At 50.0% G+C, this 16,555-nt stretch carries 15 protein-coding genes and 2 pseudogenes; 2 read left to right on the forward strand and 15 right to left on the reverse strand.

Annotated elements, in window-relative coordinates; genetic code table 11:
- The 7 genes and pseudogenes from F1593_RS09580 to F1593_RS09600 all read right to left on the reverse strand — a co-directional run.
- A pseudogene (locus tag F1593_RS09580) lies at nucleotides 1–548 on the reverse strand (integrase core domain-containing protein); the annotation flags it as partial.
- Between the two features lie 218 nt (nucleotides 549–766).
- Nucleotides 767–1,747, reverse strand: a complete 981-nt coding sequence (locus tag F1593_RS09585; protein WP_172631994.1) for an MBL fold metallo-hydrolase — start codon at nucleotides 1,745–1,747, stop codon at nucleotides 767–769.
- A 141-nt stretch (nucleotides 1,748–1,888) separates the two neighbouring features.
- Nucleotides 1,889–3,451: a serine/threonine protein kinase gene (locus F1593_RS09590; RefSeq protein WP_149401337.1), complete on the reverse strand. Its 1,563-nt coding sequence runs from the start codon at nucleotides 3,449–3,451 to the stop codon at nucleotides 1,889–1,891.
- 174 nt (nucleotides 3,452–3,625) lie between these two features.
- The gene (locus F1593_RS29590) at nucleotides 3,626–3,757 is read right to left on the reverse strand and encodes a hypothetical protein (RefSeq protein ID WP_268907028.1); all 132 of its coding nucleotides are present in this window, start codon (nucleotides 3,755–3,757) and stop codon (nucleotides 3,626–3,628) included.
- A gap of 407 nt (nucleotides 3,758–4,164) precedes the next feature.
- Complete coding sequence (locus tag F1593_RS09595) at nucleotides 4,165–7,323, reverse strand: alpha-mannosidase (protein ID WP_149401338.1); 3,159 nt, start codon at nucleotides 7,321–7,323, stop codon at nucleotides 4,165–4,167.
- Between the two features lie 237 nt (nucleotides 7,324–7,560).
- Nucleotides 7,561–7,731 (reverse strand): hypothetical protein, encoded by a 171-nt coding sequence (locus F1593_RS28255; protein ID WP_172631995.1) that lies wholly within the window; start codon nucleotides 7,729–7,731, stop codon nucleotides 7,561–7,563.
- Complete coding sequence (locus F1593_RS09600) at nucleotides 7,709–8,104, reverse strand: ArsR/SmtB family transcription factor (protein WP_149401339.1); 396 nt, start codon at nucleotides 8,102–8,104, stop codon at nucleotides 7,709–7,711. Before F1593_RS09600 ends, F1593_RS28255 begins: the two co-directional genes overlap by 23 nt.
- 203 nt (nucleotides 8,105–8,307) lie before the next feature.
- On the opposite strand from F1593_RS09600, the gene F1593_RS09605 reads away from it, so the two are divergent.
- Nucleotides 8,308–9,507 (forward strand): MFS transporter, encoded by a 1,200-nt coding sequence (locus F1593_RS09605; RefSeq protein ID WP_172631996.1) that lies wholly within the window; start codon nucleotides 8,308–8,310, stop codon nucleotides 9,505–9,507.
- 115 nt (nucleotides 9,508–9,622) lie between these two features.
- On the opposite strand, the pseudogene F1593_RS29810 reads toward F1593_RS09605, so the two are convergent.
- Nucleotides 9,623–9,721, reverse strand: a pseudogene (locus F1593_RS29810) (TetR family transcriptional regulator); the annotation flags it as partial.
- 292 nt (nucleotides 9,722–10,013) lie between these two features.
- Between F1593_RS29810 and F1593_RS09615 the strand changes: the two are divergent.
- The gene (locus F1593_RS09615) at nucleotides 10,014–10,487 is read left to right on the forward strand and encodes a hypothetical protein (RefSeq protein WP_149401341.1); all 474 of its coding nucleotides are present in this window, start codon (nucleotides 10,014–10,016) and stop codon (nucleotides 10,485–10,487) included.
- 119 nt (nucleotides 10,488–10,606) lie between these two features.
- Here F1593_RS09615 and F1593_RS09620 read toward each other — a convergent pair whose 3' ends face one another.
- The 7 genes from F1593_RS09620 to F1593_RS09650 form a co-directional block, all read right to left on the reverse strand.
- The gene (locus tag F1593_RS09620) at nucleotides 10,607–12,478 is read right to left on the reverse strand and encodes an ABC transporter ATP-binding protein (protein WP_235932533.1); all 1,872 of its coding nucleotides are present in this window, start codon (nucleotides 12,476–12,478) and stop codon (nucleotides 10,607–10,609) included.
- 191 nt (nucleotides 12,479–12,669) lie between these two features.
- Entirely contained in the window at nucleotides 12,670–13,005 is a 336-nt protein-coding gene (locus F1593_RS09625) for an MbtH domain protein (RefSeq protein ID WP_149401343.1), read from the reverse strand.
- 75 nt (nucleotides 13,006–13,080) lie between these two features.
- The gene (locus F1593_RS09630; RefSeq protein ID WP_216368832.1) at nucleotides 13,081–13,383 is read right to left on the reverse strand and encodes a hypothetical protein; all 303 of its coding nucleotides are present in this window, start codon (nucleotides 13,381–13,383) and stop codon (nucleotides 13,081–13,083) included.
- A 57-nt stretch (nucleotides 13,384–13,440) separates the two neighbouring features.
- Entirely contained in the window at nucleotides 13,441–13,785 is a 345-nt protein-coding gene (locus tag F1593_RS09635) for a hypothetical protein (RefSeq protein WP_149401344.1), read from the reverse strand.
- Nucleotides 13,786–13,833: 48 nt separating this feature from the next.
- Nucleotides 13,834–14,076 carry an MbtH family protein gene (locus tag F1593_RS09640; RefSeq protein WP_149401345.1) on the reverse strand — a complete coding sequence of 81 codons (243 nt, stop codon included), beginning with the start codon at nucleotides 14,074–14,076 and terminating at the stop codon, nucleotides 13,834–13,836.
- A 170-nt stretch (nucleotides 14,077–14,246) separates the two neighbouring features.
- Nucleotides 14,247–15,293, reverse strand: coding sequence for an ornithine cyclodeaminase family protein (locus tag F1593_RS09645; protein WP_172631998.1), 1,047 nt, complete (start codon nucleotides 15,291–15,293; stop codon nucleotides 14,247–14,249).
- 78 nt (nucleotides 15,294–15,371) lie between these two features.
- A complete protein-coding gene (locus F1593_RS09650) occupies nucleotides 15,372–16,493 on the reverse strand; it encodes a pyridoxal-phosphate dependent enzyme (protein ID WP_149401347.1) in 1,122 nt (373 codons plus the stop codon).
- Nucleotides 16,494–16,555: the final 62 nt, after the last annotated feature.

Consider the following 16,555-nt stretch of genomic DNA (forward strand, 5'->3'; position numbering starts at 1 on the left):
TCGACAAAATTGCAGGTCTCAATCACATGCTGACGCTTGCCTTGTCGACTTTGCTCAGGAGACACCGAGGTGATATCCTTAAAATCGACCTGGACTTCTTCCAAGGGCGCTCGCGGCTCGTTGGGATGAGCAGGCTCCTGAGAGGGCGTTTGTAGACACCCCAGGACGTGGAGAAGCCTCCAAATGGTTCGTGTTGAGAGAGGGAGCGCAAGGTTTGCCGCCTTCAGTTGGGGATCGCGCGGCAGATAGTAGAGCAAAGCTCGGGGACCGGGAACACGTCCGAGATTCTCTGGTGGATTGAGGCGCATCTCAAGAATGCGTGTGGTCACCTGCCCATCCCAACGAAAGTAGGGGGCATGGTGAGCACGGGAACGGGAACACAACAGCAAAGGATCCGTGGGATCCTCCTCTCTCAAACGTTTCCGCCACTTCTTGACCCAACTCACCGAGCGTCGGGTTATCTGAGCCAATTCCTGTGTCGAGATATCAGGCGCCTCCGCAAGCGCATCGCGCAGCAGCGCTCGATCTCGCATCCATTCTTCTTCCATGGGCCCTTTCCTCCTTTGAAAACGATCATCACCCTCCTTTTCGTGGTAGTATATCGCAGAAAGACAGGCTCCTTCTCACCCACCTCTGCAGATACGATGAGGGAAAACAGGGCCGGGTCTCGATGACGGAAAACCATACAGGCAGGGAGTTCTTGCTTCACCTCCATTTGTTGGAGTAGGTGGACGTCGGGCCGCACCTACGTTTTCCGGCCTGAGGGCTAAGTTGGGTTCTCTTGTTCGCTTGTGGCTCGGATTTGCTGTTGCCAGGCGTAGAGGTATTGTAGATTCTCTTTGAAGTCGGGAGCAGCCTGCCAGGCGGCATAGGGGCCGGGAATGGCAATGGATAAAAGCTGCTCTAGCGTGATGTTGGCGGCGATGGCCTGGGCGACCAGTTGCTGAAGATCATTGAAATATTGCAGCATGACATGGATGTCCTGTCCCGTTCCGACCGTGCCGTGGCCGGGGATCAGGGCTGTGAGCTGTAGCATGTCCAGGCGTGTCAGGATCTGCATCCATTCGGCGGGATTGCCATCGTTGAGGGCTGGATGATGGCCTGTCTGTACAAGATCGCCGACAAAGGCCAGTGCTAAATCTGGAAAATAGAACAGGGAATCGCTGGGACTGTGTCCGCCGCCAAAGGTGAGCAGGACGGCGCTGTGCTTACTACCGGCAAAGGCCAGACGACGCTCAAAGGTGACATCCGGCAGGCGGAACTGGAGCGTGGGGAGGGCTTCATGCACGGCTCGCAGCTCCCGGATGTAGAGAGAGCCGTCGCGTTGGATGGCTGGATCTGTTTCGTAGGCCAGCTCGCCCTCCAGTTGCTCGAAGGGTAGGGGATTAGCCCGCAGGCGTTCGACGCGCTCCGCACCGCTGGTACGCATCAGATTATAGGTTGTATCAGAGGCAAAAATAGTTGCACCCTCAAAAACTTGATTGCCAAACACATGATCCATATGATGATGACTATTGATGACATATTTCACAGGACGTCCGGTCAAGTGTTCGGCAGCCTGACGCAAGCTGGCAGCGGCTTGTGGGGTACTAAATGTATCAAATACCAGCGTCTGCTCACCTAAATCCACAATACCCGCATTCGCTCGTGCGCCCGTACCCGCACGGGCCAGCGCGACATACAGCCCATCAGCAACCTGCTCAAGCGTGAAATAAGGTGAAGAGAAGGATGGAGAAGGATATCCCATGAAACATGTTCCTCTTGTCAAAATTAGTAAAGTGGCAAAAACCGCTTTCCGTCTCAGGGTACCACGAAGATGGTCAGAAAGCCAGGGATATATAAGAAATATACGTATAGAAAATGTAGAAGTTAGTAAATCCATCCTCTATCAGGAGGGGATTTTGCAGGTGCCTGTCTGGCCCACATCGATGGATAGATGTGGTTCAATGGTAAGGCCAGTATCCCGCTTACGAACAAGATAGTAGCCGGTATAGAGATTCACGATTTGCTGGTTGAGATTGCTCATGTTGTCCTCAATGGCGTTGTCAGTGATGAAAACTCGGATGGTTCCATCAGCTTGCACATCAACGTTGCCGATACTCAGACAGACATAATGGGTGTGTTGATAGTCCGGCAAGAGGGTCGCGTAGGAATTGATCTTTTGATATGCTGAGTCTAGCAACGCATAGGCAGCTGGATAGCTTTTATTGTTCCAATCTGTATAGTATTGCTCGACAATTTGGCGTGCCTGTTCAGTTATAAGCGGAGTTGCAGTAACCGTAGTTCCCGCCGTGTTTACACTATATGAGTTCCCCCAACTGACAGAAGCAGTTTCAGCAGGTTGCCCCCAATGGATTCCCGAAGCGATAAAGAGTATAATACCAATCACAACAAAGGCTGCAATAGCAATCAGCCTGGGATTTCTCAACGATTGCGCGGTCATGGTGCTGGCAGGTCTGAGAGGGCGCGATCTGCGCGGCACATTGTCAGATGAAACTGGTTTGAGAGGCGTCGGTCGAACTGGCTCTCTCAACGGCTGAGAACGGCGCAATGGCTGAGAACGGCGCAATGGCTGAGAGGGTCGTGAAGAGCGTGAGGGCATGGCATAGAGGGTCGGATCACTATGCAACTCATCATTCACTTGATTGACTGCCAGAGTAAATTCTTGTGCCGTTGCATACCGATCCCGACGATCTTCGGCAGTCGCTGTCTCAATCACAGCCTCTATTTCAGGTGTCAGCATTACACTACGTGCACTGGAATTTCGTGGTAGTTCACCTGTCAGCATCACATAGAGAATAATGCCCAGGCTAAAAATATCCGCGCGCTGATCAATTTTCCTGCCATGTACTACCTCAGGAGCTGCATAGCCGCGTGTACCGAGAAATTCTCCCGCTTCAGTGAGTGTAGAACCTTCGAGATGAGCAATGCCAAAATCCGTCACAAAGAGGTGTCCCTGCTCATCGAGCAGTAAATTGCCAGGCTTGAGATCGCGATGGATCACCCCCTGATCGTGCGCCAGAGTCAGAGCGCTGGCAATCTGTCGAATATAATACAAAGCTTCATGTAACTCCAGGCGTCCCTGCTGATCAATTTTATCTGCCAGCGTGATACCAGAAATATAAGGCATCACGAGATACGCCAGATTACCTGCTTCGACAGCTACCCCTGTATCATAGACCGGCACAATGTGAGAATGGGAGAGCTGCATGACCTCAGCTTCGCGGCGAAAGCGTTCCAAAAAACGGTTATACATATCATTTGTAATTGCCCATCTGGAATCTGGAAGGAGCATTTTGATAGCCACCTCACACCCCTCATCGGGATCGAGATCGAGATCGAGATCATCCGCCTTAAAAACAACCCCCATCCCTCCCTGCCCAATAATCTCCTTCAAAGAGTAATGTCCGGCGATAGTCATACCTACTAATGCATCAGGATCAATATCCATAGTTACTCCTTGCCCAGAACGAAGTAGCTAGAGCGCAACATGTGGTTATACAAACAAGCACAACATATGAATAAAGTATACCTTATAGCTCACAATTTTGCGTAGGATAGCATCTTATCTACAAGATCCTGCCTGCCCTTAAAAATGTCTATTTCCTCTCTACAAATCACCGAATTATCCCTCATCAATTGAAGCAGGCAATGCCCAATAGCCATGCTCAACCCGCTCCAATTGTGGTTCGCGCGCTATGCTATATGGCTCGGCCGAGCCATACTTATCAGATCCAGCCACCGATTGCTGTGCCACGCTCCTGATTGCAGGTATCCGAAAACTCTGCTACACTTCGAAACTGATAAAACACGTAGATGCATTTTCTGCTGGAGTTGAAATTTATGTGCATCGCACAATAGACATAAGAAGGTATCAAGTTCAACAATCTCTAGGAGAGTGTCAGCCCCCCAATATCAGCGGGATCTTGCTGCTCACTGGCTGGCAGGCGCTGCACGCCTGCACCCTTTTTAGTGTATGGTGTCGGAAAAGTTCTTCGAACTTTTCCGACACCATACACTAAAAAGATGTTTGAGCACCGCAGGTGCGAAAACTCATACACAGAGACTGTGGAGACCACGGGAGGCAGACACTTTGTAGGGGCAGGTAGAATCCATGTATCGGTCACCTTTATAGGTAGTCGATACATGGATTTCAGATGAGATTTAGGCTTGCACCAGGCGCAAGGTAACGATCTCGTAGGGTTTGATCGAGAAGGTAACCTGTTTGCCGTGACTTTGCAGTCGCTCACCATTTTCCTCTAACAGGTTCGTATGCCAGGCTTCCGTCAGTTCAAAACCAGCGTTAAGGGTGACCTGACCACGACGGCGCTGACTCTCATAGAGCCGCACGATGATGCCATTACCATCTTCAGCACGCTTCACGGTCTCAATGACAACATTAGGTGTGTCCACAGCCAATAAGGCCGGAACCTGCTGAGTGGCTGGAGAGCTACCCGTACGCTCAGGTGTGTATACAACCAATGGATCGTTGAGAGCATAGGCCGCGCCAATCGTCTCCTCATTCCAATTGCCAACGTGAGGCAGCAGACTATAGGTAAAGCAATGCTCACCCTGGTCAGCCTCTGGATCAGGATACGTTGGACTACGTAACAAGCTGATGCGAATTACATTGTCCTTAATATCATGACCATGTTTACAATCATTGAGTACACTAACCCCATAATCGCCTTCACTCAAATCCACCCATTTCATTGAGCAGGTTTCAAATCTCGCCCAGTCCCAAGATGTATTACGATGCGTGGGACGCTGGACATTGCCCCATTGGATCTCGTATGTGGCAACAGGACTAAGAATATCAACCGGGAAGGCGACCTTGAGCAGGATGTGTTGCTCAATCCAGTTGATGTTTGTCTCGATGTCGAGGCGCGGACTGTTATAGCTGAGCGAGATACGCTGAGTGTAGTCGCTGTGCAGGATGCGGCGCTGAATCTCCAGGGTGGCACGCAACGGTCCAGCTTCAACGACGCGCACAGAGGTAGCAGGATCGGCCAGCCACTGTTTATCATCGTAGAAGATGTCGACATCCCAGGCATCCCAGCCCATGGGACGATCCTCAAATGCCTGGAACTGGTTCGCAATCGCTCCTTCTGGCAACACTTCCCGCGCATGCACCTTGTCATAGATACGTGTGATGTCACCATCGCTGTTCAGCTCGATACGGATATATTTGTTCTCTAGCAGCTGTTCGGTGATGGTCAGTTCCGTATTCGGCTGTGAAAGCGTTCCCTCGACAACCTTGAGACCTTTGATGCTAAACGGCGCGACTGTTCCCGCATCGATCCAGGTGCCGCTCTCGGTGGTCTGAGTTAAGACCGACTCACCGGTCTGGCTCTCCTGCAACTGCTGTCCGGCTAGTAGTGGCTGCGGCCAGAAGGCGAGATCGGTACGAACAAAGGAGGTCGTGTTAGCCACCAGAACATCACCAGCAACATGTTCAGCAATCGCCTGCAAGGCGTTATCGCGTACGCTCTGACCCAGCTCAGCAATCTCGCGGTATTGCTGCTGCGACTCAACATAGACAGCGTTGATACTGCTGCCAGGAATAATGTCATGAAACTGATTTAAACAGATGAGTCGCCAGGCATGCATGATCGCATCCTGCGGATAGGTGTGGGCAGCATGCAACAGGGTCGCCTGTACCGCCAGGAACTCGGCATCGTGCATCAAGAATTCGCTTTTGCGATTGGCTCGCTTGTTACGGCTCTGCGTGGTATAGGTGCCACGATGATATTCCAGATACAGTTCACCATTCCAGGTGGGTAACTGAGCACCCGCGCTCTCTTCTAATTGACGGAAGAAAGAACCGACATCTCCCTGACGGGTCTTTGGGAAGGCGGGGAATTCGGCCATCTCACGGAGATTCTCAAGCATCTCACGGGTAGGACCACCACCACCATCCCCATGACCGAACGCCGTCAGGACAGGAGGAACGATGGTGCCATGACCAAGATCTTTCTGGCGGAAGTTGGTCCAGGTACCTAGAATATCTTCCGGTTCCGCCATAGCGTTATACGTACTGGCGTAGGCACTCCCCTTCTCAGGGGTAGGACTGAAATGAGTCAGAACACGTGTCCCATCAATACCTTGCCACCAGAAACTATCATAAGGCAAGCGATTATATTGACTCCATCCAATCTTAATCGTAAAGAAATATTCCAGGCCCGCCTGCTTGATCAATTGTGGAAGAGCCCAGGCATAACCAAAGACATCCGGCAGCCAGAGGACCGGCGTATCGACGCCCTCACCAAAGTGCTCTTTGAAGAACGAACGTCCCAGCAAGAACTGGCGTGCCAGTGACTCAGGCCCGCTCAGATTACAATCTGCCTCAACCCACATGCCACCAGTGAGCTCCCAGCGACCCTCGGCCACACGCTGCTTGATCGCCTCAAACAGGTCAGGATGATCCTGTCGAATGTAATCATACAACTGCGGCTGACTCTGCGTGAAGTGGTAATCTGGAAACTGCTCCATCAACCGATGCACGGTATGGAAGGTGCGCGAGGATTTACGGCGCGTCTGACCCAGTGTCCAGAGCCAGGCGACATCAATATGAGCGTGACCAGTCGCCACAACCTCAACATCCAATGGAGCTCCAGCCTGAGCAATACCATCCTTCAAAGCCGCGTGAGCCTCGGCAACGCTATCATAGAAAGCAGTGCCAAAAGGCTCGCGGGTATCCAAAATCGTAAAGGCACGATCCAACGCATAGAGGAGTTTGCCACGGGCAGGCGTCTCTTCGGAAAGGGACTTTGCCGCACCAAGCGCCACGCGAGCCGTCGCAATGAAATCCCGCGTCGGCTGATCAATCTGAACGACTTCGCAGGGCTTCATGAGTAGCTGAGCGCCATACTCGCCATTAGCAGCGGTCCAGCCATGTAACGCTAGCATATGCGACTGACCATCATGCCAATCCGCTCGCAAGGCGAATTCATGGTGGTGGCGATCGCAGGCCGCATAAGAAACTCCATCAATATATGCCAGAGCCTCTGGATGACTAAAATCGCCAGTCGTACCAATGGGCAGAGAAAGGGCCAGAGGTTGCCCTTTTTCCCACTCAGCAGGAATTTGGAAGGAGCTACGCAACACAAAATTTTGCCGCCACTCGCCCCAATAGGCATAAGGCTCAATCACGTTCCAGGCGCTATCATCCACTTCAACCTCTACCGGGGGCTTCTCCAGTGGACCCATCAAGGGCAAAAAGCGGAATGCCGGAATAGTCTGACGACGGCGGTAGACTAGAGGCTCAATTAAGCTCAAACGTTGTGAGATTTTTTGGAGCGTCCAACGAATTTGGTGAAACACTATATACTCCTTAAAGAAAGGTATTGACTATAAGTATACCATAATCACTGATTACTTGCTCTTAATGATTCTAATATGAAGTGTTGAGATTGAGCAAAGTATAGCACATATTCACATCACACCTTCCACGATGCTTACAAATAAGAGAAAACCTAACAATGATACTAGATTTTCTCTTTATCCTCCACAAGGTCATGGACCAAGCAACCTGGAGCTTCCTGAAGAGGATAAGAGACATTAGCTTCCACTTTGTGCTTGCAGTTCTTCCTCTTGCGCGAGCCGGGGAAAACGCGAAAAAAAGTGTCGAGACTCCGTATAGCCAGCGAAGGTGATGGAGCCTCCGTGGAGGATGCGTTCGGCGATGATCTGCTGGAGCGCGAGCGCATTATTCGATTGTCGGCTGGGCATGTATTTCCGTCCCTTTTTCTGATGCGTTGTGAGTGGTTTGACCAAGCTGATAGGCGGTGAGGATAGCGTTGAGCAGGCCAGGGAAGCGCGCGTCCAGATCGTCGCGGCGTATGCTGAGGAAGTTATAAGTTCCCACTGGCCGATTTCTCACGACGCCCGCTTCCCGTAATACGCGGCAATGGTGGGAGAAGGTAGATTTGGCGATGATGGTTTCAAAGGTGCCGCAGCTTTTTTCAGTGAAATGTTGCTCGGCTGATCCAGCCAAAACTCCTGCCAAATCGACCACGATTTGCAGGCGAATCGGGTCGCTCAAAGCATAGAGGACCCCCGTCAACATGATATCGTCGCGGGTCGGATGGTAGAGTTGTCTCATGATAGTATTTCCAATGCTGTCCTTCGCAAGGATGCGGAGCCAAAATTTGCTACTTCTAACTCTTGCATTATAGCACAGGATCGGGTACAATTTCCATTGTTCGGTAATCGTAGAACAATGGAACAAAGCCTCTCATCTGCTGATCTCTTCGTATGAATCAGAAGGGATCAACAAATGAGAAAAGCAGCAAGGAGAGAAGCCCTATGCGGTTTCGCATTTTGATCTTGGCGTTGGGAACCTTTGCGATTGGGACTGATAGTTTTGTGATTGCGGGTGTTTTGCCGGATGTGGCACGTAGTTTGCATATTTCGCTGACACTGGCAGGATCGTTGATTACGCTTTTTTCGCTGGTGTATGCGTTTGGCGCGCCGGTGTTGGCGACGATGCTGGGTCATGTTGAGCGGCGGCGCCTGCTCTTGGGTGCGCTGGTGATGTTTGTGATCGCTAACGTGCTGGCGGCGATCTCGACGAGTTATCTGGTGCTAACCATTGCGCGTATTATTGCGGCTGGCAGTGCATCGTTGTATACACCGAGTGCATCGTTGGTGGCGACGATGCTGGTGCCCCAGGAGAAGCGTGGTCAGGCACTTTCCACGGTTCTGGGAGGCATGACGATTGCGAGTGTTGTTGGGGTGCCGTTAGGGGTATTGATAGCAGCGTTGTTGAATTGGCGTCTGACTTTCGGGTTAGTGGCGGTATTGGGGGTGGTGGCATTTGTCGGCATATTCGTGCTCTTCCCCAAGGTTGCTGCTCCACCAGTTGTGTCCTTGCGTACACGTTTGGCATTGTTGGGCAAGCCAGAGATTACGGTAATGTTGATCAATGTTATGGTGTGGATGGGTGGTTATGCGGTTATATCAGCGTATATTAATCCGTTCTTACAGCACTTTGCCCATGTATCGGAAGCGGGGATCAGTCTGCTTTTGATGGCAAATGGTGCAGGTTCTGTGCTGGGCAATTTCCTGGGTGGCTATGGAGCTGATCATTGGAGACCGGCGCGTGTGGTGATGGTTGGCTTGACGGCGATGGCTGTGCTGCTCTTTGTATTGCCGCTGCCCATAGTGAATAGCACAATCTGGTCTGTGGCAATAGTGATGGGGCTGTGGGGAGTGTTCGGTATGATGCTGATGCCACCACAGCAGCATCGGTTGATGTCAGCGGCGGGAGGGTCGCCGATTGTGTTGTCATTGAATAGTTCGGCGCTCTTTCTGGGCTTTGCGCTAGGAGGTGGTATTGGTGGATTGGTAGTACAATCCCTCTCGCTCGGCGCGCTGAGTTGGGTAAGCGGCTTGATCGAGATCGTGGCGTTGATGATATTGGGGGTGAGCGTGTGGCTGGTGCAGCGTCGCATGCAGCGCGATGAGCGGGTTGCGAATAAGGAGGCTGCGGAGGTTATAGCATGAAAGATTGCATATGCTGATTCGTGAATATATATGAAGCAAAGGCAACTCGCCAGATACCCGTGATCATATTGGAGCGGCCGACCGCCTGACCGCATGACAAGTCGTGAACTGGAAGGATTTCCGTCACCATCGTCTGCTCAAACCCGCGTTCCTGGTACAGGTCCAGAACTGCCTGCTCCAGTCGGCCCCTGGCATTGGGTTCCCAGCGGCTCATACGTTCAACCCCTCCTTCATGACAGCTATTGACATCACTTCCAGTATACGGTAAAGCAGCTATGTCAGCAACTGACATAGCTGCTTTACCTTACCGAGAGGGATCTGTGGCGGAGCGGAACAGAAAAGGGTGTCGAGTCAGTGGATTTTGTGCGTAGGCCTACCTCACGACAAGAAAACAAATGCTCTAATAAGCTCGACTTTGTACAATTTTAGGCTTTTGAGCCTGCGAAAAAGGGCAAGCGCGACGCGTTTTTGAGCTCATATTTTCAAAGCGGCAGGTCATTTACACCTTGCGCGATGCGTCTGTTGGGCACCTGGTGGAATCCTTGTCCCTGGTGGTGGGGATGGTACCGACCAGACAGTGGAAATCACCGCAAATGATTGCTGCCCGCACCTGCTATGATCACCTGGCTGGCCGCTATGGGGTCGCGCTCTTCGATGCCCTGGTGCAACAGCAAGCGATCACGGCGACGGCCTCGCCCCGTGGCGACGTTGAGCTCGGCCTGCGTGGGGAAGCAGTCTTCGGCAAGCTCGGACTGGATCTGGGAGCTGTGCGCCGAGAGCGTCGCCGTTTCGCGTTTGCCTGTCCCGATTGGACCGAGCGTTGTCCTCACCTGGGGGGTGCATTGGGCGCAGCTCTGTGGGCGCAATTGGTCGAACGTGGTTGGTTCGTCAAGCAGCAGGGCACGCGTGCAACTCTTGTCACAGATGAGGGCAAGCAGCAGCTCCAAAGGCACTTTGGTATCCAGGTGAACGAGAGATGAGCGAGAAGCTGTGATCGTGCGCGCCACAGTCTCGTTCTTCGCGCATCCTGGCGGCATTCGCTCGCACCAGGAGGTGAAAGGATCCAAATAAGAGGCAGTTTCACCAACGGCATCTCTTCTTAAGACTCTACAGATACAAATTGCTGGTTATATAATTGCGTGTATACACCATTTCTTGCAAGCAATTCTTTATGCGTACCACGCTCCACAATTTCTCCATTCTTCATGACAAGAATGAGGTCGGCAGACAAAATAGTAGAGAGACGGTGAGCAATTGCCAGAACAGTACGATTGTTCATTAAGGGCACCAGGGATTGCTGAATCAAACGTTCAGAATAGGTATCCAGGGAACTGGTCGCTTCATCAAGGATCAGAATACGTGGATCCTTAAGCAGCACGCGTGCAATAGCTATACGCTGCTTCTCACCACCTGACAACCTGTATCCCCTTTCTCCTACAATGGTGTCATAGCCATTGTCAAGCTCTGTAATACGCTCATGAATCGCTGCTGCTTTTGCTGCCGCTACCATTTCCTCTTCGGTAGCATCAGGACGAGCATAAAGCAAGTTCTCCTTTACAGAGGCATGAAGCAAATATGTTTCTTGCGTAACGACACCAATTAAATTATTTAAAGATTCCAATGATATTGATCGAATATCATAGCCATCAATCTCTAATAGTCCTCGATCTATGTCATACAGTCGCAAAAGGAGATAGGTTAAACTCGTCTTCCCCGCTCCACTAGGGCCAACCAGCGCTACCAATTGGCCTGCTTTGATTTCCAACGATATCGCTTTGAGAGTTGAATATTCAGGGTTATTTTCTCGCTGCGCGTATTCTCCAGCGACATCCTCTCCAGCGACATCCTTGCCTATCCCACTTTTATCTTTTACGCTGTCAAATATAGCCATCTGAGTATAGGGATCATTACGTTTATAATCAAAATACACATTCCGGAATGTTATAGATCCGCGTATCTGCTCAGGGACAATTTTAAGAGCTCCGGGAGCGTCGATGATCTCTATTGGCATATCGAGGTATTCAAAAATACGATCAAACAGGGCCAATGCCCCATAAATTTGCACATGCACATTTAGTAATTGCCCAATTGCAGGCAATAGAAGAGCCTGAAGGGCGGTAAAAGCAACAATATCACCAACACTTATTCCGCTGTGACGTGGGTCATGGATAATTTGATTTCCCGCTACCAGGTAAACAAGAGCAGGTGTCAGGGCGATGATTATGTTTACTAACATGCTAAACCAGCTCATCATCATTTGTAGACGAACTGTCAGATCGGTCAATTTCTGGTTTTCATCCTCAAAACGCTCTTGCGTAAGTTGCTGCCGGCCAAAGATTTTCATTAATAGGATACCACTCACAGAAAGCGTCTCTTGCATAAATGCTGTGAGGGTCGCCAGTTGCTTCTGAGTATTTTTCTGAATGTTGCGCCCGGTATAACCTACTTTATAGGTTATCCAGATAGATAAAGGCAACAGACTCAGAGTAATCAGTGAGAGCAACCAACTAATATAGAACATGGCAAAGATGGTACTTAAAACAACGGAAACACTGGTGATGATACGCGTGAGGGTATCGGTTACCACGCTCTGTACCCCACCTACATCATTGGCTAAACGTGATTGAATCTCGCCAGTCTTCATTGAGGTAAAAAAGCGCAAGGACATACTTTGCAAATGTAAATACAGGCGGTTACGAAAATCCCGAATGACGCGCTGCCCTACATATGTGCTTAAATAGGTCTGGCCCGTTGAGATAAAACCAATAAAAATAGGCATCACAACAAGCGTGATCCCACAAAAAAATAAGAGGTTGGTGCTGCGTTGCGGGATCGCATTGTCGAAGATCAGGCGAATTATCAGTGGATTAACCAGACCTAGAATGCTATTAAGGATAATCGCTAGAAATATCAGGATAACTTGACCCATGTACGGTCGAAAGGCCTGAGCAATCCGCTTAAAGGTACGCACATCAGACTTACGCCCCCGCTTCTTCTGCTCTTCCAGGTAGTCAGCCAGTCTTAATGCCATAATATCATACCACTCCTGACGCGACAGAATATCCCGCCATTGAAGAATAAGAAACGTAAAAGAGATAACACCGTTGCAAGAACATGGTCCTGACTGGAGTGAACCAGTCAGGACCATACCCAATATAGCCCTTACAGGTGTACCTCTTCCAGGGCGATCAGATGCCCTGTTCCATCCAGGGATTCCAGGTGAATGTCCGCAATACAGCGAGCTTTGACATAGTTGAGCGTCAGTGTACCCTCAATATGCGCAGTTCCCGCAGCTCGGTCAAAGTTTGCCTGGCTAACATCTGTGGCGCTTTTATCTATTCTTACGCCTAAGTCGGTTCCACCCCGTGTATCAGTGAATTTAATAAAGACGTATCCCATATCCACAATGCGTTGACGGAACTCATCAAGAGAAGGCTTTGGTCCACCAACCACTACTGGATGCTCCCCCTGCGAAAGACGCTCTACAAGCTCATCCATGAGAAAGATTCCTTTCCTTTTCCACATTCATCACAAATCACTGCAATGATCAAATGTGACCTTCACAGTGCAACCTTAGACCGATGCTTTTTCTCCTGAGACTTCTTTAGAGGCGCTATTCGGCTCATAGGCGTAACGCAGATCTTCCGGGATTTCAAATTTCAATGTCTCTTTACAAAATTCCTGCCATTGGGGGGTAATCTCACCAAAAATCAAGCCTTTGTCAGGAATCACTGGACTTCTCACTACGGTGAAGTCGTCCCAGAGATACACAATATCATCATCTGTCAGTTCTGGCTCATTTTCCTCACCCTTCTCTTCCCAGGCACTAAACTGCCTTAAGTCTTTTAGGTGGTAGGCTCGGCAATATTTTCTCACAATACCTTCTCCTGTTATGCTATGCTACTACTATTCTTTCAATTTACTAGTACTCTGTTACTCTTCATTTGAAGGAGTGCCGCCTGCGGCGGCGAAGAAAAGAAGAAAAAAGGGGTATTTGGGGACACCCCAAACCCCGGCAAAGGGCTGGCCGCCCTTTGCAATCCCGCTTGAAAAGCTTTTGGCCGCCCTTTGCAGTCCCGCTTGAAAAGCTTTTGGCCGCCCTTTGCAGTCCCGCTTGAAAAGCTTTTGGCTGCCCTTTGCAGTCCCGCTTGAAAAGCTTTTGGCCGCCCTTTGCAGTCCCGCTTGAAAAGCTTTTGGCCGCCCTTTGCAGTCCCGCTTGAAAAGCTTTTGGTCGCCCTTTGTAGTCCCGCTTGAAAAGCTTTTGGCCGCCCTTTGCAATCCTGCTTTTCAAATGAACGGTGTCAGAGTACCAGGGCTACCCTGAGATTAATGTACACTGTCCGTGCTTCTTTGCCTGTCGAATTCTTCCATGCTCTTTCTCAAACTTAATGGTCGCATATCCGTCCAGACCTCTTTAATATATGTCAGGCACTCTTGTTTGGAACCGCTTTTTCCAACTTCATTCCATCCCAGCGGATACTCACGGCCTGCCGCCCAGATGGAATATTGCTCCTCGTGATTCATGACCACCTGGTAAATAGTTTTATCTTCCTCTTCTTCCCCGGCCATAATTCAATGTTCCTTTCAGCTAAAGCCCCTGTGAGCAACACACAATGTACTCACTCTTATAGAACAGCATAACCTCAGTATGCTGGCATCGCAATCCACCAGTGAGGTATTTTTCTGCGCCCCAGGGTAGTCTGGATAGGCAGTTTTGCATCAACTTGCACAAACATAGCCTAGCGCTCCAACCATATTCCTATATTGTGCTGTAATGCATGCTGATAGACTCGGGCAGATAGAGCCACATCTTCAATCGCCAATCCAAAGGGATTCACCAGAATAATATCATGATTACTGTTTCTCCCTTTCTTTTTCCCTGTAACAATATCGCTCATTTCAGCATCTATCTGCCGCTGGGTACTCCCCTCCACTTTTTCATTCGGCCCTACAACCTGCCCTTGTCGGTACATACGTCCAATGAGCCTGCGAGTGTCGCTCTTTACCAGCCCCCAATCATCAACAATGACACTATCTGCCTGGAAAACAACCTCTGGCAGGGGATCATCCAGTGAAATGTTCACAAGGATGGCACCTGCTTGTAACCAGGAGTAACGAATATATCCCTCAGTAGTAGTAGTAGCAGTTATAATCAACTGAGCCTCTTTAATAGCCTCCTCCGCGCTTTCTACCGCATGGAAAACAACCTTTCTCTGCTGCAACTGCTCTTGTATCTGATCGTGTAGCACCTGTATCCGTTGCTGGCTCAGATCAAATATATGAATGACTTGTAATGCTGGCAAGCGTTTGAGGAGAAGTTCGATGTGCGCCATCGCTAACACACCTGCACCAATTACTGCGACACTGCAAATAGGAGAGCCCTGCAAAATCTCTACCGCCAGTAGCGAGACGCTGGCAGTTCGTAAACTGGAAAGATATGCTCCTTCCATCACGCTAAGAATACGCACTGAATTTTCGTCAAACAGCAATGTCAAGCCACTAGCACGTGGCAATCCTCGTGAAGGATTGTGAATGTTGCCATTGATGACTTTGATGCCCGCTTTGTTGATTGCTCCACCCACATATGCCGGTAGACCCAGGCTCCTGACCTGCTCTCCATGCCCATTGCGCCAGGTAAGATAAGCTTCGTCAGGCAGCACTGTTTGGCCAGAGCCATGCAGTATGAAGGCCTCACGTATGATTTCAACGCTATCGAGTTCCTGACAAATCTGTTCAACATCTTTCTGCGAGAGATAAAGAATTCCTTGCTCATTCTGACTCTGCATATTTCCTCTTCCTTGCATTGCGCAGTACCCGGCTACCAGGTAGTTTACCTGCCAACACGACGACATCATTACGATGAACTATTCAAGAATAATGTCCAGGGCACGTTGAAGCTGCTGCTCAAAATAGTTAACAGATAGCTGCTGTATCCAGGTCTGGTCAAAGATCGTGGTTTTGTAATTTTCTCCGCCATCAGCACATACACAAACAATATGATTCATCTCAGGATGGTCGGCAAGAAATTGCGCACATGCAAAGAGCGTACAACCACTTGAACCACCTAATTTCAGGCCGGTTCTCATAGATAACGCATGGCAAAAAGCAAACGCTTCTTCATCTTTCACATGAAGCGCGTAGTCATAGAGATCGCGCGTGATAAAATCTGAGCGCCTGGATGAACCGATGCCTGTCAAACGCCTTGTTGCCGGTGTTGTCCCAAAGACGACGGATCCATGCGCATCCACGCCAACAATGGTGACAGATGGATTGACCTCTCGCAGGTAACGGGATATACCGGCGAGTGTTCCACCAGTCGAAACCGGAGCAAAAAGAATATCAACCTTCCTGTTCATCTGCTGATAAATCTCGGGTCCTGTACTCAGATAGTGAACATTAGGATTCGCAGCATTGGCATACTGGTTGGTCCAAACGTATCCCTGATTTTGGGCGAGAAGCTCCTGTACCCGTGCTAATCGCGAGAGCAAATACCCTCCATTTTTATCAGGAGATTGAACGAGGTCTATCCTGGCGTCAAGCGCCTCCATTTTGGCGATGTTCTCCCGGGTGTTTTTTGGATCAATCACTGCAGTAAATGAATACCCTTTTGCCTTACAGATTAAGGCAAGGGCAACACCTAAATTTCCCGAAGTTGACTCGATGACCTTTGAGGATGCTGTTAACAGATGCTTATCCTCCAGATCCTGAATCAAACCATAGGCAGTGCGGTCCTTTATTGAACCTGTTGGATTTTCACATTCCAGTTTCAGATACACGGTTCGCACTTTTTCATTGATGAGCATGCGGATCGGCCGCAAAGGAGTATGTCCAATACTCTGTGCCTGGTTACTGAGCTCAACAAGAGGTACGTCCCGAATCGTGCTAAAATTTATCATTGGTCTGGCCTCTCTACAATTAGTGCTCTGTTGATCTTCATTTGAAGGTTCACCCGCGACACGGGCAGGGCTGAGGAGGGAGGAGAGCATACCAGGACACAGCCCTGGAACCCGGTCGATAGGCTGTTCCCTTTGGATTGCGTATGTATCCT

It is taken from the genome of Dictyobacter arantiisoli, from assembly GCF_008326305.1.
Classification (GTDB): Bacteria; Chloroflexota; Ktedonobacteria; order Ktedonobacterales; family Ktedonobacteraceae; genus Dictyobacter; species Dictyobacter arantiisoli.